General features: G+C 71.2%; 16 protein-coding genes. 1 reads left to right on the top strand and 15 read right to left on the bottom strand.

Annotated elements, in window-relative coordinates; translation table 11 throughout:
- Positions 1-38: 38 nt before the first annotated feature.
- Positions 39-1,265: a fumarylacetoacetase gene (fahA, locus tag AB0424_RS12090; protein WP_366304430.1), complete on the top strand. Its 1,227-nt coding sequence runs from the start codon at positions 39-41 to the stop codon at positions 1,263-1,265.
- On the opposite strand, the gene AB0424_RS12085 is transcribed toward fahA, so the two are convergent.
- The 15 genes from AB0424_RS12085 to AB0424_RS12015 all read right to left on the bottom strand — a co-directional run bounded on the left by AB0424_RS12085 (position 1,266) and on the right by AB0424_RS12015 (position 18,614).
- The gene (locus tag AB0424_RS12085; RefSeq protein ID WP_366304428.1) at positions 1,266-2,087 is read right to left on the bottom strand and encodes a carbohydrate-binding protein; all 822 of its coding nucleotides are present in this window, start codon (positions 2,085-2,087) and stop codon (positions 1,266-1,268) included.
- Positions 2,088-2,129: 42 nt separating this feature from the next.
- On the bottom strand, positions 2,130-3,059 hold the full coding sequence (locus AB0424_RS12080) for an AraC family transcriptional regulator (protein ID WP_366304426.1): 930 nt from the start codon (positions 3,057-3,059) through the stop codon (positions 2,130-2,132).
- Positions 3,060-3,250: 191 nt separating this feature from the next.
- Entirely contained in the window at positions 3,251-4,900 is a 1,650-nt protein-coding gene (nuoN, locus tag AB0424_RS12075; protein ID WP_366304424.1) for an NADH-quinone oxidoreductase subunit NuoN, read from the bottom strand.
- Complete coding sequence (locus AB0424_RS12070) at positions 4,897-6,468, bottom strand: NADH-quinone oxidoreductase subunit M (protein WP_366304423.1); 1,572 nt, start codon at positions 6,466-6,468, stop codon at positions 4,897-4,899. Before AB0424_RS12070 ends, nuoN begins: the two co-directional genes overlap by 4 nt.
- A gap of 5 nt (positions 6,469-6,473) precedes the next feature.
- Positions 6,474-8,369, bottom strand: coding sequence for an NADH-quinone oxidoreductase subunit L (nuoL, locus tag AB0424_RS12065; RefSeq protein ID WP_366304421.1), 1,896 nt, complete (start codon positions 8,367-8,369; stop codon positions 6,474-6,476).
- A gap of 10 nt (positions 8,370-8,379) precedes the next feature.
- Positions 8,380-8,679 carry an NADH-quinone oxidoreductase subunit NuoK gene (gene nuoK / locus AB0424_RS12060; protein WP_017239464.1) on the bottom strand — a complete coding sequence of 100 codons (300 nt, stop codon included), beginning with the start codon at positions 8,677-8,679 and terminating at the stop codon, positions 8,380-8,382.
- Positions 8,676-9,503, bottom strand: a complete 828-nt coding sequence (locus AB0424_RS12055; protein ID WP_366304419.1) for an NADH-quinone oxidoreductase subunit J — start codon at positions 9,501-9,503, stop codon at positions 8,676-8,678. Before AB0424_RS12055 ends, nuoK begins: the two co-directional genes overlap by 4 nt.
- Positions 9,500-10,099: an NADH-quinone oxidoreductase subunit NuoI gene (nuoI, locus tag AB0424_RS12050; protein ID WP_366304417.1), complete on the bottom strand. Its 600-nt coding sequence runs from the start codon at positions 10,097-10,099 to the stop codon at positions 9,500-9,502. The genes AB0424_RS12055 and nuoI overlap by 4 nt, the downstream gene beginning before the upstream one ends.
- Positions 10,071-11,432 carry an NADH-quinone oxidoreductase subunit NuoH gene (nuoH, locus tag AB0424_RS12045; protein WP_366304415.1) on the bottom strand — a complete coding sequence of 454 codons (1,362 nt, stop codon included), beginning with the start codon at positions 11,430-11,432 and terminating at the stop codon, positions 10,071-10,073. The genes nuoI and nuoH overlap by 29 nt, the downstream gene beginning before the upstream one ends.
- A complete protein-coding gene (locus tag AB0424_RS12040; protein WP_366304414.1) occupies positions 11,429-13,927 on the bottom strand; it encodes an NADH-quinone oxidoreductase subunit G in 2,499 nt (832 codons plus the stop codon). The genes nuoH and AB0424_RS12040 overlap by 4 nt, the downstream gene beginning before the upstream one ends.
- The gene (gene nuoF, locus AB0424_RS12035) at positions 13,924-15,273 is read right to left on the bottom strand and encodes an NADH-quinone oxidoreductase subunit NuoF (protein WP_366304412.1); all 1,350 of its coding nucleotides are present in this window, start codon (positions 15,271-15,273) and stop codon (positions 13,924-13,926) included. Before nuoF ends, AB0424_RS12040 begins: the two co-directional genes overlap by 4 nt.
- On the bottom strand, positions 15,273-16,013 hold the full coding sequence (gene nuoE / locus AB0424_RS12030; RefSeq protein ID WP_366304410.1) for an NADH-quinone oxidoreductase subunit NuoE: 741 nt from the start codon (positions 16,011-16,013) through the stop codon (positions 15,273-15,275). The genes nuoF and nuoE overlap by 1 nt, the downstream gene beginning before the upstream one ends.
- Positions 16,010-17,332, bottom strand: a complete 1,323-nt coding sequence (locus AB0424_RS12025; RefSeq protein ID WP_366304408.1) for an NADH-quinone oxidoreductase subunit D — start codon at positions 17,330-17,332, stop codon at positions 16,010-16,012. Before AB0424_RS12025 ends, nuoE begins: the two co-directional genes overlap by 4 nt.
- On the bottom strand, positions 17,332-18,063 hold the full coding sequence (locus AB0424_RS12020; RefSeq protein WP_366304406.1) for an NADH-quinone oxidoreductase subunit C: 732 nt from the start codon (positions 18,061-18,063) through the stop codon (positions 17,332-17,334). The genes AB0424_RS12025 and AB0424_RS12020 overlap by 1 nt, the downstream gene beginning before the upstream one ends.
- A complete protein-coding gene (locus tag AB0424_RS12015) occupies positions 18,060-18,614 on the bottom strand; it encodes an NADH-quinone oxidoreductase subunit B family protein (RefSeq protein ID WP_030318842.1) in 555 nt (184 codons plus the stop codon). Before AB0424_RS12015 ends, AB0424_RS12020 begins: the two co-directional genes overlap by 4 nt.
- Between the last annotated feature and the right edge of the window lie 6 nt (positions 18,615-18,620).

Genomic DNA, 18,620 nt, shown 5'->3' with positions numbered 1-18,620 from the left:
CGTGTCCCCCACACACCTGGAAAGCGAGGCACGCACCGATGTCCGAGCACAGCCCGCTCGACCTGGCCGACGGCGATCCCTTCGGCCCGCACAACCTCCCGTACGGCGTCTTCTCCACCGCCGACGAGCCCGGCCGCCGCCGGGTCGGCGTCCGGATCGGCGACCACGTGCTGGACGCGGGTGCCGCGGCGCACGCGCTCGGCTCCCCGTACGCGGACCTGCTCGCGCAGCCCACCCTGAACCCGCTGCTCGCGGCCGGGCGGACCGCCTGGCGCGACGTGCGCCGCGCGCTCACCGCGTGGGTGACGGTGCCCGCGCACCGGGCGGACGTCGAGCCGCTGCTGCACCCGCTGGACACGGTGACGCTGCACCTGCCGTACGAGGTCGCGGACTACGTCGACTTCTACGCGAGCGAGCACCACGCCACGAACGTCGGCCGGATGTTCCGCCCCGACGGCGACGCGCTCACGCCCAACTGGAAGCACCTGCCCATCGGTTACCACGGCCGCGCGGGCACGGTCGCCGTCTCCGGCACCGACGTCGTACGCCCCTCGGGCCAGCGCAAGGCGCCGTCGGACCCGGCCCCGGTGTTCGGCCCGTCCGTCAAGCTGGACATCGAGGCGGAGGTCGGCTTCGTCGTCGGCACCCCGTCGCGGCTCGGCCGGCCGGTGCCGCTCGCCGACTTCCGCGAGCACGTCTTCGGCCTGACGCTGCTCAACGACTGGTCGGCGCGGGACGTGCAGGCGTGGGAGTACGTGCCGCTGGGCCCCTTCCTCGGCAAGTCGTTCCAGACCTCGGTCTCGGCGTGGGTGACGCCCCTGGAGGCGCTGGACGCCGCCCGCACCGCCCCGCCCGCGCGGGACTACCCGCTCCTGCCGTACCTGGACGACGCGGACGCGGAGGAGCAGGGCGGCTTCGACCTGCGCATCACGGTGGAGATCAACGGCGAGGTGGTCGCCGAGCCGCCGTTCTCCTCCATGTACTGGACGGCGGCCCAGCAGCTCGCCCACATGACGGTGAACGGCGCCTCGCTGCGCACGGGTGACCTCTACGGCTCCGGGACCGTCTCCGGGCCCGAGGTGAACCAGCGCGGTTCGCTCCTGGAGCTCACCTGGAACGGCCGGGACGCGCTCGAACTGGCCGGTGGCAAGCGGACGTTCCTGGAGGACGGCGACGAGGTCGTCCTGACGGCCTGGGCGCCCGGCCCGGACGGCACCCGTGTGGCGCTGGGCGAGGTCCGGGGCCGGGTCGTGCCCGCCGCGTAGTTACCGGAGCCGCCAGAGCGCGGGGACGTTCGGCGGCTCCCAGCCGGCCTGGGCCGTGTGTGCCTGGAGGCACACATAGCCCGGGCCGCCGTACGTGACGGTGTCCCCCGCCCGGTAGGCGGTCCCGGCGGCCCAGGTGCCGCCCGGGGAGCCGGTGGGGGTCGCGGTCGGCGTCGGCCCCGGGTCCTGCGGGACGTTCAGGACGAAGTCGAAGGCGGCCTCCCGGGCGCCGCCCGCGTCCCGGACCGTCATGAGCAGCCGCGGGTCGAAGATGGTGTCGGTGTTGTTGCGGGGCTCGTTCGGGAAGTACAGCTGGGTGGTCAGCACCGGGCGGCCGGGGGCCTGGAGCTTGACGTGGATGTGCCGGGTGCGGCCCGGGTAGAGGCCGGGCACGATCGTGGTCAGCCGGAAGGCGCCGGACGCGTCGGTGAACTGGTGCCCCCGGAAGCGGAATCCGGAGTTGTCGTAGGCGCCGTTGGTGTCGGCCTGCCAGAAGTCGAGCAGCACGCCGGATATCGGCCGGCAGGCCAGCCCGAAGACGTAGCCGCTGACGGTGAGCCGCACGCCGGCGGTGCCGGCCTCCACCAGGCTGCTGCGCAGCGGTGAGTTGGGCTTGAAGTACGGGCCCTCGGTCTGCGCGGGGGTCGGGTCGTCGCCGTCGTCGCACTCCGGGGTGAGCGCGGGTGCCGCCTCGCCGGCGGTGAGGGTACGGGCGAGTGCCGGTACGCCCATGAGCACGGCGGGCGCCGCCATGCCGGCGGCCAGCGCGGCGCGCAACACCGTCTTGCGGGTGACGTGCCCGGTGGTGGTCTCGTTGTCCATGCCTGCTCCTCGGATGTGGGGGGCTGGGGGATCGGCACGAACCTAGGCGCGGGGGCCGTCGCCTTCGAGGGACGGAGTGCGGCGGTCGTGGTGTTTTCGGAAGTTCCCCGGGCTCCGTCCGGTCTCGCGGCGGAAGAAGCGGCAGAAGTACGCGGGGTCGTCGAAGCCGACCCGGGCCGCGACCTGACGGATCGACAGGCTGGTCCCCACGAGAAGCCGTTGGGCCTCGGCGGTGCGGGCGGCGCGCAGCAGGTCCCCGGGGGTGCGGCCGGTGGCGGCGCGGACGGCCTCGGCGAGGTAGCCGGGGGTGACGCCGATCAGCTCCGCGCACTCCCGTACGGTCCGGCCCTCCGCGCCGGTACGGGCGGCCAGCCGGGCGAACTCCTCGGCGACGGCGCCGGGCCTGCCGGGCGGGGGTCCTGCCGCGCCCGGCCCCGGCAGCCGCGCCGTGCGGACCAGGAGGACGTGCAGCAGGCTGCGCAGCACGGTCGCGAAGCCGTCGGCGCCGTGTCCGTACTCCTCGACGAGTTCGGCCATCAGGCGGGCGGTCCGGGCGTGTGTGGGCCCGTCGAGGGTGAGCCAGGGCTGTTCGCCGAGGCGGTGCAGGAGGTCGCGGTCGCCGGGGTGGTCGAGGAGGAAGTCCTCGGTGAAGAGGACGACGGTGCCGTCGAGGCCGCGGGCGTCCTCCCAGTGGTGGAGCCGGCCGGGCAGGATCAGGCCGAGGTGGGGCGGGCGGAGCGGCCAGCGGGCGAGGTCGAGGACGTGGGCGCCGGTGCCGGAGGTGACGTGGACGATCTCGTAGAAGGTGTGCCGGTGCGGGAAGGCGGCCCTGGACATGGGGCCGATGGTGTCGAAGGTCCCGGCGGCGAAGGGCACCCGGTCGGGCAGCCGGACCTCCAGGCGGTGCATGGGCGGGTCGCCGGCCCGGGGGGCGGCGCACGGGGTACCCGGTAAGACGGTGGTGTCGCTCATCGCGCCGCTTCCCTCTCGACGACTGGTACAGACCATTCGGGGCGGCCCCCACGATGGCACGGGCACCTCCCGCGGGTCACCCCCGCGTCCGGCAGCCGGCAGTCGGCAGTCGGACCGCGCGACGCCCGCCCCGGACACGCCGGAGGGGCCCGGCTCGCCGTGAGCCGGGCCCCTCCACGCGCGCGGGGCGCCTACCGGACGAACACGCTCGCCTGGCCCGCCAGATCCAGGAAGTACTGCGGCGCGAAGCCGAGCACCAGCGTGACCACCACGCCCGTCGCGATGGTCAGCGTCGTCAGGGCCGACGGCACGGCGACCGTGGGGCCGTCCGCCTTCGGCTCGCTGAAGAACATCAGCACGATGACCCGGATGTAGAAGAACGCGGCGATCGCCGAGGAGATCACACCGACCACGACGAGCGCTCCCGCGCCGCCCTCCGCCGCCGCCGAGAAGACGGCGAACTTGCCGGAGAACCCGGAGGTCAGCGGAATGCCGGCGAAGGCGAGCAGGAAGACCGCGAACACCGCCGCGACGAGCGGCGAACGGCGTCCGAGCCCGGCCCACTTGGAGAGGTGGGTGGCCTCGCCGCCCGCGTCCCTGACCAGGGTGACGACGGCGAAGGCGCCGATCGTCACGAACGAGTACGCGCCCAGGTAGAAGAGGACGGAGGAGATCCCGCTCGGCGTGGCCGCGATGACACCGGCGAGCAGGAAGCCCGCGTGCGCGATCGACGAGTACGCCAGGAGCCGCTTGATGTCGGTCTGGGTGATGGCGACGATCGCACCGCCCAGCATGGTGACGATGGCGACGCCCCACATGACCGGCCGCCAGTCCCAGGTGAGGCCCGGCAGCACCACGTACAGCAGGCGCAGCAGCGCGCCGAACGCGGCGACCTTGGTCGCGGCGGCCATGAAGCCGGTGACCGGGGTCGGGGCGCCCTGGTAGACGTCCGGGGTCCACATGTGGAACGGCACGGCGCCGACCTTGAAGAGGAGCCCCGTCAGGACCATGGCGAAGCCGATGAGGAGCAGCGCGTCGTTGCCCATGGTGTCGGCGAGCGCCGGGTCGACGGAGGCGACCGTGCCGTCGACGACGTTGGCGATGGTGGCGTACGAGACGGAGCCCGCGTAGCCGTAGAGCAGGGCGATCCCGAAGAGCAGGAAGGCCGAGGAGAAGGCGCCGAGCAGGAAGTACTTGACGGCCGCCTCCTGCGACATCAGCCGCTTGCGGCGGGCGACGGCGCAGAGCAGGTACAGCGGGAGGGAGAAGACCTCCAGGGCGACGAAGAGCGTCAGGAGGTCGTTGGCCGCCGGGAAGACCAGCATGCCGGCGATCGCGAACAGCGCGAGCGGGAAGACCTCCGTGGTGGTGAACCCGGCCTTGACGGCCGCCTTCTCCTGCTCGCTGCCCGGGACGGCGGCGGCCTCGGCTGCGAAGGAGTCGACCTTGTGGCCGTGGTCGGCCGGGTCGAGCCTGCGCTCGGCGAAGGTGAAGACCGCGACGATCGACGCGAGGAGGATGGTGCCCTGGAGGAAGAGGGCGGGCCCGTCGACGGCGATGGCGCCCATCGCCGCGATGTGGGCCTTGGTGGAGCCGTAGCCGCCGGCGGCCAGGCCGACGACGGCGGCGAAGGCGGCGGCGAGCGCGAGGACGGACAGGAAGACCTGGCCGAGGTAGCGGCCCTTGCGGGGCACGAACGCCTCGACGAGGACGCTGAGGATCGCGGCGCCGATCACGATGAGCACGGGCGAGAGCTGCGTGTACTCGATGTGGGGCGCCGGGATCTTGGCGATCGGCTCGGCGGCCGTCGTCCACAAGCTGTGGACAGCCAGGGAACTCACTTGGCGGCCTCCACTTCGGGCTGGGGGTCCTTCTGCTGGACGTCGGACATGGTGTGCCGGACCGCCGGGTTCACGACGTCCGTCAGGGGCTTCGGGAAGACGCCCAGGAAGATCAGGACGGCGATCAGCGGGACGACCACCGCGAGTTCGCGCGGCCGCAGGTCCGGCAGGCTCCGGACCTCCTCCTTCACGGGCCCGGTCATCGTCCGCTGGTACAGGACGAGGGTGTAGAGCGCGGCGAGGACGATGCCGGTGGTGGCGATGACGCCGGCCACCGGGTACCGCACGTACGTCCCGACCAGGACGAGGAACTCGCTGACGAACGGGGCGAGTCCGGGCAGCGACAGGGTCGCGAGCCCGCCGATCAGGAAGGTGCCGGCGAGCACCGGGGCGACCTTCTGCACACCGCCGTAGTCGGCGATGAGCCGCGAGCCGCGCCGGGAGATCAGGAAGCCGGCGACGAGCATCAGGGCGGCCGTCGAGATGCCGTGGTTGACCATGTAGAGCGTGGCACCGGACTGGCCCTGGGTGGTCATCGCGAAGATGCCCAGGATGATGAAGCCGAAGTGCGAGATCGACGCGTAGGCCACCAGGCGCTTGATGTCCCGCTGGCCGACGGCGAGCAGCGCGCCGTAGACGATGCTGATCAGGGCGAGCACGATGATCGCGGGGGTGGCCCACTTGCTCGCCTCGGGGAAGAGGCCGAGGCAGAAGCGGAGCATCGCGAACGTGCCGACCTTGTCGACGACGGCGGTGATGAGGACCGCGACCGGGGCGGTCGCCTCCCCCATCGCGTTCGGCAGCCAGGTGTGCAGCGGCCAGAGCGGCGCCTTCACCGCGAAGGCGAAGAAGAAGCCGAGGAAGAGCCACCGCTCGGTGCTGGTCGCCATCTCCAGCGAGCCGTTGGCCCGCGCCTCGGCGATCTCCGTGAGCGAGAAGTTCCCCGCGACCACGTAGAGCCCGATGACGGCGGCCAGCATGATGAGGCCGCCGACCAGGTTGTAGAGCAGGAACTTGACCGCCGCGTAGGAGCGCTGGGCGGCCGCGTTCTCGTCGGAGCCCGTGTGGGCCCGGTCGCCGAAGCCGCCGATGAGGAAGTACATCGGGATGAGCATGGCTTCGAAGAGGATGTAGAAGAGGAAGACGTCGGTGGCCTCGAAGGAGAGGATCACCATCGCCTCGACCATGAGGATCAGGGCGAAGAAGCCCTGGGTCGGGCGCCAGCGCGAGGAGGTCGTCTCCAGCGGGTCGGCGTCGTGCCAGCCGGCCAGGATGACGAAGGGGATCAGCAGGGCGGTGAGCGCGATGAGCGCCACCCCGATGCCGTCCACCCCCAGCTCGTAGCGGACCCCGAAGTCCTTGATCCAGGCGTGCGACTCGGTCAGCTGGTACCGCTCGCCGCCCGGCTCGAAGCGCGCGAAGACGACGCCGGCGAGGACCAGGGTGGCGAGCGAGACCAGCAGCGCCAGCCACTTGGCGGCGGTGCGGCGGGCGGCGGGGACGGCGGCGGTGAGGATCGCACCGACCGCCGGAACCGCTGCCGTCGCCGTAAGGAGCGGGAATGACATGGTGGTTACACCGCCCTCATCAGCAGGGTCGCGGCGATCAGCACCGCAGTACCTCCGAACATGGAGACCGCGTAGGTGCGGGCGTAGCCGTTCTGGAGCTTGCGCAGCCGGCCGGAGAGTCCGCCGACGGAGGCCGCGGTGCCGTTGACCACGCCGTCGACGAGGGTGTGGTCGACGTACACGAGCGAGCGGGTGAGGTGCGTGCCGCCCGTGACGAACACGGCGTGGTTGAAGTCGTCCTGGAGGAGGTCGCGGCGGGCGGCCCGGGTGAGCAGCGAGCCGCGGGGGGCGACCACCGGGACGGGCCGGCGGCCGTACTGGAGGTAGGCGATGCCGACGCCGATCACCATGACGGTGACGGTGGCGGTGGTGATGACCCCGGCGCCGATCGGCGGGTGGCCGTGCTCGAAGCTCGTCACCGGCTCCAGCCAGGCGACGAACCGGTCGCCGATCCCGAAGAAGGCGCCCGCGAAGACGGAGCCGAGGGCCAGCAGGACCATCGGCACCGTCATCGACGCGGGCGACTCGTGCGGGTGGGGCGCGTGGCCCTCGGCGTCGGGCTGCCAGCGCTTCTCGCCGAAGAAGGTCATGAGCATCACGCGGGTCATGTAGTACGCGGTGATGGCCGCGCCCAGCAGGGTGACCGAGCCGAGGATCCAGCCCTCGGTGCCGCCCTTGGCGAAGGCCGCCTCGATGATCTTGTCCTTGGAGAAGAAGCCGGACAGGCCGGGGAAGCCGATGATCGCCAGATAGCCGAGGCCGAAGGTGGCGAAGGTGACCGGCATGTACTTCCGCAGGCCGCCGTACCTCCTCATGTCGACCTCGTCGTTCATGCCGTGCATGACCGAACCGGCGCCGAGGAAGAGACCGGCCTTGAAGAAGCCGTGGGTGACCAGGTGCATGATCGCGAAGGCGTAGCCGATGGGGCCGAGGCCGGCCGCCAGGATCATGTAGCCGATCTGCGACATCGTCGAGCCGGCGAGCGCCTTCTTGATGTCGTCCTTGGCGCAACCGACGATCGCACCGAAGAGGAGCGTGACGGCGCCGACCACGGTGACGACCAGCTGGGCGTCCGGGGCGGCGTTGAAGATGTCGGCGGAGCGGACGATCAGGTAGACGCCCGCGGTCACCATCGTGGCCGCGTGGATGAGGGCCGAGACCGGGGTCGGGCCCTCCATCGCGTCCCCGAGCCAGGACTGCAGCGGCACCTGGGCCGACTTGCCGCAGGCCGCGAGGAGCAGCATCAGGCCGATCGCGGTCAGGGTGCCCTGGCCGGCCTTGTCGGTCTCCGCGAAGACCGGCCCGAAGGCGAAGGTGCCGAAGGTGGTGAACATGATCATGATGGCGACCGAGAGGCCGATGTCGCCGACCCGGTTGACCAGGAACGCCTTCTTCGCGGCGGTGGCCGCGGAGGGCTTGTGCTGCCAGAAGCCGATCAGGAGGTACGAGGCGAGGCCGACGCCCTCCCAGCCGAAGTACAGCAGCAGGTAGTTGTCGGCGAGGACCAGCAGCAGCATCGCCGCGACGAACAGGTTGAGGTAGCCGAAGAAGCGGCGGCGGCGCTCGTCGTGCTCCATGTAGCCGATGGAGTACACGTGGATGAGCGTGCCGACCCCGCTGATCAGCAGGACGAACGTCATCGACAGCTGGTCGAGCTGGAAGGCGACGTCCGCCTGGAAGCCCTCGACGGGGATCCAGGTGTAGAGCCGCTGGTGCATGGCCCGGTCGTCGGCGCTCCTGCCGAGCATGTCGGCGAAGAGCGCCAGGCCGACGGCGAAGGACGCGGCCGCGAGCAGCGTGCCGATCCAGTGCCCGGACCTGTCGAGCCTGCGGCCGCCGCAGAGCAGGACGATCGCGCCGAGCAGGGGCGCGCCGATGAGCAGCGCAATGAGATTTTCCACGGTCAGCCCCTCACAGCTTCATCAGGCTGGCGTCGTCGACCGAGGCCGAATGGCGGGCACGGAAGACGGACACGATGATCGCGAGCCCGACGACGACCTCCGCGGCGGCGACGACCATCGTGAAGAACGCGATGATCTGGCCGTCGAGGTTGCCGTGCATGCGGGAGAAGGTGACGAACGCGAGGTTGCAGGCGTTGAGCATCAGCTCGACGCACATGAAGACCACGATCGCGTTGCGCCGGATCAGGACCCCGGCCGCACCGATGGTGAACAGCAGGGCGGCGAGGTACAGGTAGTTGACGGGATTCACCGGGTGGCCTCCTCTTCGTCCCGGTCCCGGCCGAGCCGCTCCGAGGAGCGCTGCTCCAGGGCCTTGAGGTCGGCCATCGCCTCGGCGGACACGTCCCGGATCTGGCCCCGCTTGCGCAGGGTCTGCATGACGGTGAGCTCCGCGGGCGTGCCGTCCGGCAGCAGGCCGGCGACGTCCACGGCGTTGTGCCGGGCGTAGACGCCGGGCGCGGGCAGCGGCGGCAGGTGCTTGCCGTCCCGTACGCGCTGCTCGGAGAGCTCGCGCTGGGTGCGGGCCCGCTCGGTGCGCTCCCGGTGGGTGAGCACCATCGCGCCGACGGCGGCGGTGATCAGGAGCGCGCCGGTGATCTCGAAGGCGAAGACGTACTTGGTGAAGATGAGGGCGGCGAGGCCCTCGACGTTCCCGCCGTAGGCCGCGTTGGCGGCGCCGAGGCCGGCGAACTCGGTCAGCGACGCCTGGCCGATCCCGGCGATCAGCAGGATGCCGAAGCCGAGGCCGCAGGCCGCCGCCCACCAGCGCTGCCCCTTGATGGTCTCCTTCAGCGAGTCCGCGGCGGTGACGCCGACGAGCATGACGATGAAGAGGAAGAGCATCATGATCGCGCCGGTGTAGACGACGATCTGGACGATGCCGAGGAAGTACGCGCCGTTGGCGAGGTAGAAGACCGCGAGGACGATCATCGTGCCGGCCAGCGACAGGGCGCTGTGCATGGCCTTCTTCATCAGGATCGTGGCGAGCGCGCCGATGACGGCGACGGTGCCGAGGACCCAGAACTGGAACGCCTCGCCGGTGGAGGTCGTGTAGGCCGCGAGGGTGGCGTTCATGCGTCCGCCCCCTCCGGCTCGCCCTTCTCGCCCCGGGAGACGGCGACCTGCCGGACGGTGCCGGGGGCGGCCTCGGTGACCAGGCCCCGGTAGTAGTCCTGCTCGGTCATGCCGGGGAAGATCGCGTGCGGGGAGTCGACCATGGTCTCCTCCAGGCCCGCGAGCAGCTGCTCCTTGGTGTAGATCAGGTTCTCGCGGGAGGAGTCGGCCAGTTCGAACTCGTTGGTCATCGTGAGCGCGCGCGTGGGGCACGCCTCGATGCACAGCCCGCACAGGATGCAGCGGGCGTAGTTGATCTGGTAGACGGCGCCGTAGCGCTCACCGGGCGAGTAGCGCTCCTCGTCGGTGTTGTCCGCGCCCTCGACGTAGATGGCGTCGGCGGGACAGGCCCAGGCACACAGCTCGCAGCCGACGCACTTCTCCAGGCCGTCGGGGTGACGGTTGAGCTGGTGCCGGCCGTGGAAGCGGGGCGCCGTCGTCTTCTGCTGCTCCGGGTACTGCTCGGTCAGCCGCTTCTTGAACATGGCCTTGAAGGTCACGCCGAAACCGGCCACCGGATTCTGGAAGTCAGACACCGTCCGTCTCCTTTCCGTCATTCGCAGTAGCGGTATCGGGGGCGCCACTGGCCACGAGGTCCCGGTCGCGCCGGGGCCTGCGCCGCGGCACGGGGGGCAGCGACTGCCCGGGCTTGGGCGGTACGGGGAAGCCGCCGGCCAGCGGGTCGAAGGCGGGCGCGGACTCGGGGGCCGCGGGCCCGGCCTTCGTCCTCCGGTCGCGGAACAGGTCCACGAGGAAGGAGAGCAGCAGCAGTCCGAGGACGGCGCCGGCGACGTACAGGACGATGTTCGAGAAGGCGATGTTCTCGTTCCGCATGGCCCGGACGGTGGCGACCAGCATCAGCCAGACCACGGAGACGGGGATGAGGACCTTCCAGCCGAGCTTCATCAGCTGGTCGTAGCGGACCCGGGGCAGGGTGCCGCGGAGCCAGATGAAGAAGAACAGCAGCAGCTGGACCTTGACGACGAACCAGAGCATCGGCCACCAGCCGTGGTTCGCGCCCTCCCAGAACGTGGAGACGGGGTACGGGGCCCGCCAGCCGCCCAGGAAGAGGGTCACCGACACGGCCGAGACCGTCACCATGTTCACGTACTCGGCGAGCATGAACATCGCGAACTTGATGGACGAGTACTCGGTGTTGAAGCCGCCGACGAGGTCGCCCTCGGACTCCGGCATGTCGAACGGGGCGCGGTTGGTCTCGCCGACCATCGTGATGATGTAGATGATGAACGAGACCGGCAGCAGGATCACGAACCAGCGGTCCGCCTGCGCCTCGACGATCGCCGACGTCGACATCGACCCGGAGTAGAGGAAGACGGAGGCGAAGGCCGCGCCCATCGCGATCTCGTACGAGATCATCTGCGCGCAGGAGCGGAGACCGCCGAGCAGCGGGTACGTGGAGCCGGAGGACCAGCCCGCGAGGACGATGCCGTAGATGCCGACGGAGGCGACCGCGAGCACGTACAGCATCGCGATCGGCAGGTCGGTGAGCTGCATCGTGGTGCGCTGGCCGAAGATCGAGACCTCGTTGCCGGCCGGGCCGAAGGGGATCACGGCGATCGCCATGAAGGCGGGGATCGCGGCGATGATCGGGGCGAGGACGTAGACGACCTCGTCGGCCTTCCGGACGATCACGTCCTCCTTGAGCATCAGCTTGATGCCGTCCGCGAGGGACTGGAGCATGCCCCAGGGGCCGTGCCGGTTGGGGCCGATGCGCAGCTGCATCCAGGCGACGACCTTGCGCTCCCACACGATGGAGAAGAGCACGGTCACCATGAGGAAGGCGAAGCAGAAGACGGCCTTGATCAGGACGAGCCACCAGGGGTCCGTGCCGAACATGGACAGGTCTTCTGCGGCGAGCGGCATGCTCATGCCTGCACCTCCGTGACGTCGGCGGGGCGCGGGGCCGCCGGACCGATGCGGACCAGGTCGCCGGGGCGGGCGCCGGTGTCGGAGAGGACGCCGCGGCCCACGGAGTTCAGCGGGAGCCAGACCACGCGGTCGGGCATCTCGGTGACCTGGAGCGGAAGGGCCGTGGAGCCGGCCGGGCCGGTCACCTCCAGGACGTCGCCGTCCTTGACGCCGGTGTCGGCGGCGGTGGCGGCGGAGAGCCGGGCGACCGCCGCGTGCCGGGTGCCGGCCAGCGCGGTGTCGCCCTCCTGGAGCCTGCCGAGGTCGAGCAGGAGGCGGTGTCCGGCGAGGACGGCCTCGCCGTCGCCGGGCCGGGGCGCCGACTGACCGGGCTCGGCGGGCTCGGTGGCCCGCTCCTCGGTCCAGCCGCCCAGCCGGTCCATCTCCCGCCGCACCGACCGCAGGTCGGGCAGGGCCAGGTGGGCGTCGAGGGCGTCGGCGAGCATGTGCAGGACGCGCGCGTCGGACGGGGCGAGCGGCCGGGTCATCTGCTCGGGCTTGAGCGCGGCCTCGAAGAGCCGGGCCCTGCCTTCCCAGTTGAGGAAGGTGCCGGGCTTCTCGGCGACGGCGGCGACCGGGAGGACGACGTCGGCGCGCCGGGTGACCTCGCTCGGGCGCAGCTCCAGGGAGACCACGAAGGCGGCGTCGAGCGCCTCGCGCGCGCGGGCCGGGTCCGGCAGGTCGGCGACCTCGACGCCGGCGACGAGCAGCGCGCCGAGTTCGCCGGTGGCGGCGGCCTCCAGGATCTGGCCGGTGTCGCGGCCGTAGCGGTGCGGGAGTTCGCGGACGCCCCAGGCGGCGGCGACCTCCTCCCGGGCGCGCGGGTCGGTCGCGGGCCGGCCGCCGGGCAGCAGCGCCGGGAGGGCGCCCGCCTCGACGGCTCCGCGTTCGCCGGAGCGGCGCGGGATCCACACGAGCCGGGCGCCGGTGGCGGCGGAGGCGCGCAGGGCGGCGGTGAGCGCGCCGGGCACGCCGGCGAGCCGCTCGCCGACGGCGATGACGGCGCCCTCCCGGCGCAGCGCGTCGGCGGCGGCGGGGCCTTCGCCCTCCAGGCCGACCCGGGAGGTCAGCGCGTCGAGCCATTCGGTCTCGGTGCCGGGCGCGGCCGGCAGCAGGGTGCCGCCCGCCTTCTCCAGGCCGCGGGTGGCGAACGGGGCGACGGCGAAGGTCCGCTGGCCGTGCTTGCGCCATGCCTTGCGGAGCCGGAGGAAGACGCCGGGGGCCTCCTCCTCGGACTCCAGGCCGACGAGGAGCACGGCGGGCGCGGCTTCGAGCGAGGTGTAGGTGACGCCGCTGCCGTCCAGGTCCCGGCCGCGGCCGGCGACGGCGGAGGCCAGGAAGTCGGCCTCCTCGCCGGAGTGGACCCGGGCCCGGAAGTCGACGTCGTTGGTGTCGAGGGCGACCCGGGCGAACTTGGCGTACGCGTAGGAGTCCTCGACGGTCAGCCGGCCTCCGGTGAGGACGCCGGTGCGGCCCCGGACGAGACCGCGGGCGGCGGCCTCCAGGGCCTCGGGCCAGGAGGCGGGCTGCAGCTCGCCGGTCCCCGGGTCACGGACGAGCGGGGTGGTGAGCCGGTCGCGCTGCTGCGCGTACCGGAAGCCGAAGCGGCCCTTGTCGCAGATCCACTCCTCGTTGACCTCGGGGTCGTCGGCGGCGAGCCGCCGCATGACCTTGCCGCGCCGGTGGTCGGTGCGGGTGGCGCAGCCGCCGGCGCACTGCTCGCAGACGGACGGCGAGGAGACCAGGTCGAAGGGGCGGGAGCGGAAGCGGTAGGCGGCCGAGGTGAGGGCGCCGACCGGGCAGATCTGGATGGTGTTGCCGGAGAAGTACGACTCGAAGGGGTCGCCCTCGCCGGTGCCGACCTGCTGGAGCGCGCCCCGCTCGATCAGTTCGATCATCGGGTCGCCCGCGACCTGGTTGGAGAAGCGGGTGCAGCGGGCGCAGAGGACGCACCGCTCGCGGTCGAGCAGGACCTGGGTGGAGATGGGGACCGGCTTCTCGTACGTCCGCTTGACGCCCTCGAAGCGGGACTCGGCCTGTCCGTGGGACATGGCCTGGTTCTGCAGGGGGCACTCGCCGCCCTTGTCGCAGACGGGGCAGTCCAGCGGGTGGTTGACGAGCAGCAGCTCCATCACGCCGTGCTGGGCCTTCTCGGCGACGGGGCTGGTCAGCTGCGACTTCACCACCATGCCGTCGGTGCACGTGATGGTGCAGGAGGCCATCGGCTTGCGCTGGCCCTCGACCTCGACGATGCACTGGCGGCAGGCGCCCGCGGGGTCGAGGAGCGGGTGGTCGCAGAAGCGCGGGATCTCGATGCCGAGCTGTTCGGCGGCGCGGATGACGAGCGTCCCCTTGGGGACGGAGATCTCGGCGCCGTCGATGGTCAGCGTCACGAGATCCTCGGGCGGCACCGGCGCGCTGCCGCCGCCACTGGGGGTGGACGCGATGACGGTCATGCGGTCACCTCCTTGTGGTTGTCCGCCCAGGCGGTCGACTTGGCCGGGTCGAAGGGGCAGGCCCGGCCGGTGATGTGCTGCTCGTACTCCTCGCGGAAGTACTTCAGCGAGGAGAAGATCGGGGAGGCGGCGCCGTCGCCGAGGGCGCAGAACGACTTGCCGTTGATGTTGTCGGCGATGTCGCCCAGCTTGTCGAGGTCGGACAGCTTGCCCCGGCCCGCCTCGATGTCGCGGAGCAGCTGGACGAGCCAGTACGTGCCCTCGCGGCAGGGGGTGCACTTGCCGCAGGACTCGTGGGCGTAGAACTCGGTCCAGCGGGTGACGGCCCGGACGACGCAGGTGGTCTCGTCGAAGCACTGGAGCGCCTTGGTGCCGAGCATGGAGCCGGCGGCGCCGACGCCCTCGTAGTCGAGGGGGACGTCGAGGTGCTCGTCGGTGAACATCGGGGTGGAGGAGCCGCCGGGGGTCCAGAACTTGAGGCGGTGGCCGGGGCGCATGCCGCCGCTCATGTCGAGGAGCTGGCGCAGGGTGATGCCGAGGGGGGCCTCGTACTGGCCGGGCGAGGCGACGTGCCCGCTGAGCGAGTAGAGCGTGAAGCCGGGGGACTTCTCGCTGCCCATCGACGTGAACCATTCCTTGCCCCGGTGGAGGATCGCGGGAACGGAGGCGATGGACTCGACGTTGTTCACCACGGTGGGGCAGGCGTACAGACCGGCGACCGCGGGGAAGGGCGGGCGCAGCCGGGGCTGGCCGCGGCGCCCTTCGAGCGAGTCGAGCAGAGCGGTCTCCTCGCCGCAGATGTACGCGCCGGCGCCGGCGTGCACGGTGAGTTCGAGGTCGAGGCCGCTGCCGAGGATGTTCCGGCCGAGGTAGCCGGCCGCGTACGCCTCGCGCACGGCCTCGTGGAGGCGGCGCAGGACGGGGACGACCTCGCCGCGCAGGTAGATGAACGCGTGCTGGGAGCGGATCGCGTAGCAGGCGATGATCATTCCCTCGATGAGGGAGTGCGGGTTGGCGAAGAGGAGGGGGATGTCCTTGCAGGTGCCGGGCTCGGACTCGTCGGCGTTGACGACGAGGTAGTGCGGCTTGCCGTCGCCCTGCGGGATGAACTGCCACTTCATGCCGGTGGGGAAGCCGGCGCCGCCGCGTCCGCGGAGGCCGGACTCCTTGACGTAGGCGATGAGGTCGTCGGGGCTCATCGCGAGGGCCCGCTTGAGTCCCTGGTAGCCTTCGTGGCGCTCGTAGGTCTCCAGCGTCCAGGAGTCGGGCTGGTCCCAGAACGCCGAGAGGACGGGCGCCAGGAGCTTCTCGGGGCTGGTGTTGTCGATCTCGGCGGCCAAGGTCATCACTCCCCCTCCTGTCCGGAGGTCTCGCCACGCGGGTGGATGATGCGGTGCTTCGGGTTCTCGCCCTTCGCCAGGCGCAGCCCGACGAGGGAGGCGGGGCCCGCCCCGCCGGTGGCCTCGACGGCGCCGGGGCGCTCGTCGGGGAAGCCGGCGAGGATGCGGGCGGTCTCCTTGAAGGTGCAGAGCGGGGCGCCGCGGGTGGGTTCGACGGTCCGGCCGGCCCGCAGGTCGTCCACCATCTGCTTGGCGGAGGCGGGGGTCTGGTTGTCGAAGAACTCCCAGTTGACCATCACGACGGGCGCGAAGTCGCAGGCGGCGTTGCACTCGATGTGTTCGAGGGTGATCTTGCCGTCGTCGGTGGTCTCGTTGTTGCCGACGGCGAGGTGCTCCTTGAGCTCCTCGAAGATGGCGTCGCCGCCCATGACCGCGCAGAGCGTGTTGGTGCAGACGCCCACCTGGTAGTCGCCGGAGGGCTTGCGCCGGTACATCGAGTAGAAGGTGGCGACGGCGGTGACCTCGGCGGTGGTCAGGCCGAGGAGTTCGGCGCAGAACCGCATGCCGGTGCGGGTCACGTGGCCCTCCTCCGACTGCACGAGGTGCAGCATCGGCAGGAGCGCGGAGCGGGAGTCCGGGTAGCGGTCGATGATCGCGCGGGCGTCGTCCGTCAGGCGGGCGAGGACCTCGGCCGGGTAGGCGGGGGCGGGGAGCTGGGGCATCCCCAGGCTGACGTTCTCCGTCATCGGTCGACGCCTCCCATCACGGGGTCGATGGAGGCGACGGCGACGATGACGTCGGCGACCTGGCCGCCCTCGCACATCGCGGCCATGGCCTGGAGGTTGGTGAAGGACGGGTCGCGGAAGTGGACCCGGTAGGGACGGGTGCCGCCGTCGGAGACGACGTGCACGCCGAGCTCGCCCTTGGGGGACTCGACGGCCGCGTACGCCTGTCCGGCCGGGACCCGGAAGCCCTCGGTGACCAGCTTGAAGTGGTGGATCAGGGCCTCCATGGAGGTGCCCATGATCTTCGCGATGTGGTCGGGCGAGTTGCCGAGGCCGTCGGGGCCGAGGGCGAGCTGCGCGGGCCAGGCGATCTTCTTGTCGCCGACCATGACGGGGCCGGGCTCCAGGCGGTCGAGGCACTGCTCGACGATCCGGAGCGACTGGCGCATCTCCTCCAGGCGGACGAGGAAGCGTCCGTAGGAGTCGCAGGTGTCGGCGGTCGGGACCTCGAAGTCGTAGTCCTCGTAGCCGCAGTACGGGTCGGACTTGCGCAGGTCGTGCGGGAGGCCCGCCGACCGGAGGATCGGTCCGGTGGCGCCGAGGGCCATGCAGCCGGTGAGGTCGAGGTAGCCGACGTCCTGCATGCGGGCCTTGAAGATGGGGTTGCCGGTGGCGAGCTTGTCGTACTCCGGCAGGTTCTTCTTCATGGTCTTCACGAACTCGCGGACGGCGTCGACGGCGCCGGGCGGGAGGTCCTGGGCGAGGCCGCCGGGGCGGATGAACGCGTGGTTCATGCGCAGGCCGGTGATCAGCTCGTACAGGTCCAGGATCATCTCGCGGTCCCGGAAGCCGTAGATCATGATCGTGGTGGCGCCGAGCTCCATGCCGCCGGTGGCGATGCACACCAGGTGGGAGGAGAGCCGGTTGAGCTCCATGAGCAGGACGCGGATGACGCTGGCGCGGTCCGGGATCTGCTCGGTGATGCCGAGGAGCTTCTCCACGCCGAGGCAGTACGCCGTCTCGTTGTAGAACGAGGTGAGGTAGTCCATGCGCGTGACGAAGGTGGTGCCCTGCGTCCAGGTCCGGTATTCGAGGTTCTTCTCGATGCCGGTGTGGAGGTAGCCGATGCCGCAGCGGGCCTCGGTGACGGTCTCGCCGTCGATCTCCAGGATGAGGCGGAGCACTCCGTGGGTGGACGGGTGTTGGGGGCCCATGTTGACGACGATCCGCTCGTCGTCGGCCTTGGCCGCGGACTGGACGACCTCGTCCCAGTCGCCGCCGGTCACCGTGTAGACGGTGCCTTCGGTGGTCTCGCGGGGAGACGCTTCTGAGGTGGACATCAGCTGTACGACCTCCGCTGGTCCGGAGCCGGGATCTGGGCGCCCTTGTACTCGACCGCGATGCCGCCGAGGGGATAGTCCTTGCGCTGCGGGTGGCCCTGCCAGTCGTCCGGCATCATGATCCGGGTGAGGGCGGGGTGGCCGTCGAAGACGATGCCGAAGAAGTCGTACGCCTCGCGCTCGTGCCAGTCGTTCGTCGGGTAGACGGCGACCAGCGACGGGATGCGCGGCTCGGCGTCGGGGGCCGAGACCTCCAGGCGGATCAGCCTTCCGTGGGTGAGCGAGCGCAGGTGGTAGACGGCGTGCAGCTCGCGGCCCTTGTCGCCCGGGTAGTGGACGCCGGAGACGCCCGTACAGAGCTCGAAGCGGAGCGCCGGGTCGTCGCGCAGGGTGCGGGCCACGCGGACGAGGTGCTCGCGCTCGATGTGGAAGGTGAGCTCGTCGCGGTCGACGACGGTCTTCTCGATGGCGTTCTCAGGGAGCAGTCCCTGCTCCTCCAGGGCGCCTTCGAGTTCGTCCGCGACCTCGTCGAACCAGCCGCCGTACGGGCGGACGGCCGGGCCGGGGAGCCGGACCGAGCGGACGAGGCCGCCGTATCCGGTGGTGTCGCCGCCGTTGTTCGCGCCGAACATGCCACGCTGGAGGCGTACCTCCTCGCCGTGGTCCCCGCGCTGGCCCGGCAGGTTCTGCGCGCTCAGCTCCTTCTCGGGGTTGGGTGTCTCGTCACTCACCGGAGCAGACCCTTCAATTCAATGGTCGGCAGCGCCTTGAGCGCCGCTTCCTCCGCCTCGCGGGCCGCCTCCTCGGCGTTCACGCCGAGCTTGGAGCTCTGGATCTTCTGGTGGAGCTTGAGGATCGCGTCGAGCAGCATCTCCGGGCGCGGCGGGCAGCCGGGGAGGTAGATGTCGACCGGCACGATGTGGTCGACGCCCTGCACGATCGCGTAGTTGTTGAACATGCCGCCCGAGGAGGCGCAGACGCCCATGGAGATCACCCACTTGGGGTTGGGCATCTGGTCGTAGACCTGCCTCAGGACGGGCGCCATCTTCTGGCTGACCCGGCCGGCCACGATCATCAGGTCGGCCTGGCGCGGCGAGCCGCGGAAGACCTCCATGCCGAAGCGGGCCAGGTCGTACCGGCCGGCTCCGGTGGTCATCATCTCGATGGCGCAGCAGGCGAGGCCGAAGGTCGCGGGGAAGACGGACGCCTTGCGCACCCAGCCCGCGGCCTGTTCGACCGTCGTCAGAAGAAAGCCGCTCGGGAGTTTCTCTTCGAGTCCCATAGGTGC

Source organism: Streptomyces sp. NPDC051180 (assembly GCF_040689545.1).
Lineage (GTDB): Bacteria > Actinomycetota > Actinomycetes > Streptomycetales > Streptomycetaceae > Streptomyces.
This window is presented reverse-complemented; position numbering and strand designations above follow the sequence as displayed.

What these genes read in the sequence shown, in the direction of transcription:
- nuoF (WP_366304412.1), bottom strand. Translation starts at nt 15,273, where the DNA reads ATGACCTTGGCCGCCGAGATCGACAACACCAGCCCCGAGAAGCTCCTG.
- AB0424_RS12015 (WP_030318842.1), bottom strand. Translation starts at nt 18,614, where the DNA reads ATGGGACTCGAAGAGAAACTCCCGAGCGGCTTTCTTCTGACGACGGTC.
- AB0424_RS12055 (WP_366304419.1), bottom strand. Translation starts at nt 9,503, where the DNA reads ATGAACGCCACCCTCGCGGCCTACACGACCTCCACCGGCGAGGCGTTC.
- AB0424_RS12025 (WP_366304408.1), bottom strand. Translation starts at nt 17,332, where the DNA reads ATGTCCACCTCAGAAGCGTCTCCCCGCGAGACCACCGAAGGCACCGTC.
- nuoI (WP_366304417.1), bottom strand. Translation starts at nt 10,099, where the DNA reads ATGACGGAAAGGAGACGGACGGTGTCTGACTTCCAGAATCCGGTGGCC.
- nuoE (WP_366304410.1), bottom strand. Translation starts at nt 16,013, where the DNA reads ATGACGGAGAACGTCAGCCTGGGGATGCCCCAGCTCCCCGCCCCCGCC.
- AB0424_RS12040 (WP_366304414.1), bottom strand. Translation starts at nt 13,927, where the DNA reads ATGACCGTCATCGCGTCCACCCCCAGTGGCGGCGGCAGCGCGCCGGTG.
- AB0424_RS12080 (WP_366304426.1), bottom strand. Translation starts at nt 3,059, where the DNA reads ATGAGCGACACCACCGTCTTACCGGGTACCCCGTGCGCCGCCCCCCGG.
- AB0424_RS12070 (WP_366304423.1), bottom strand. Translation starts at nt 6,468, where the DNA reads ATGTCATTCCCGCTCCTTACGGCGACGGCAGCGGTTCCGGCGGTCGGT.
- AB0424_RS12085 (WP_366304428.1), bottom strand. Translation starts at nt 2,087, where the DNA reads ATGGACAACGAGACCACCACCGGGCACGTCACCCGCAAGACGGTGTTG.
- fahA (WP_366304430.1), top strand. Translation starts at nt 39, where the DNA reads ATGTCCGAGCACAGCCCGCTCGACCTGGCCGACGGCGATCCCTTCGGC.
- nuoH (WP_366304415.1), bottom strand. Translation starts at nt 11,432, where the DNA reads ATGAGCATGCCGCTCGCCGCAGAAGACCTGTCCATGTTCGGCACGGAC.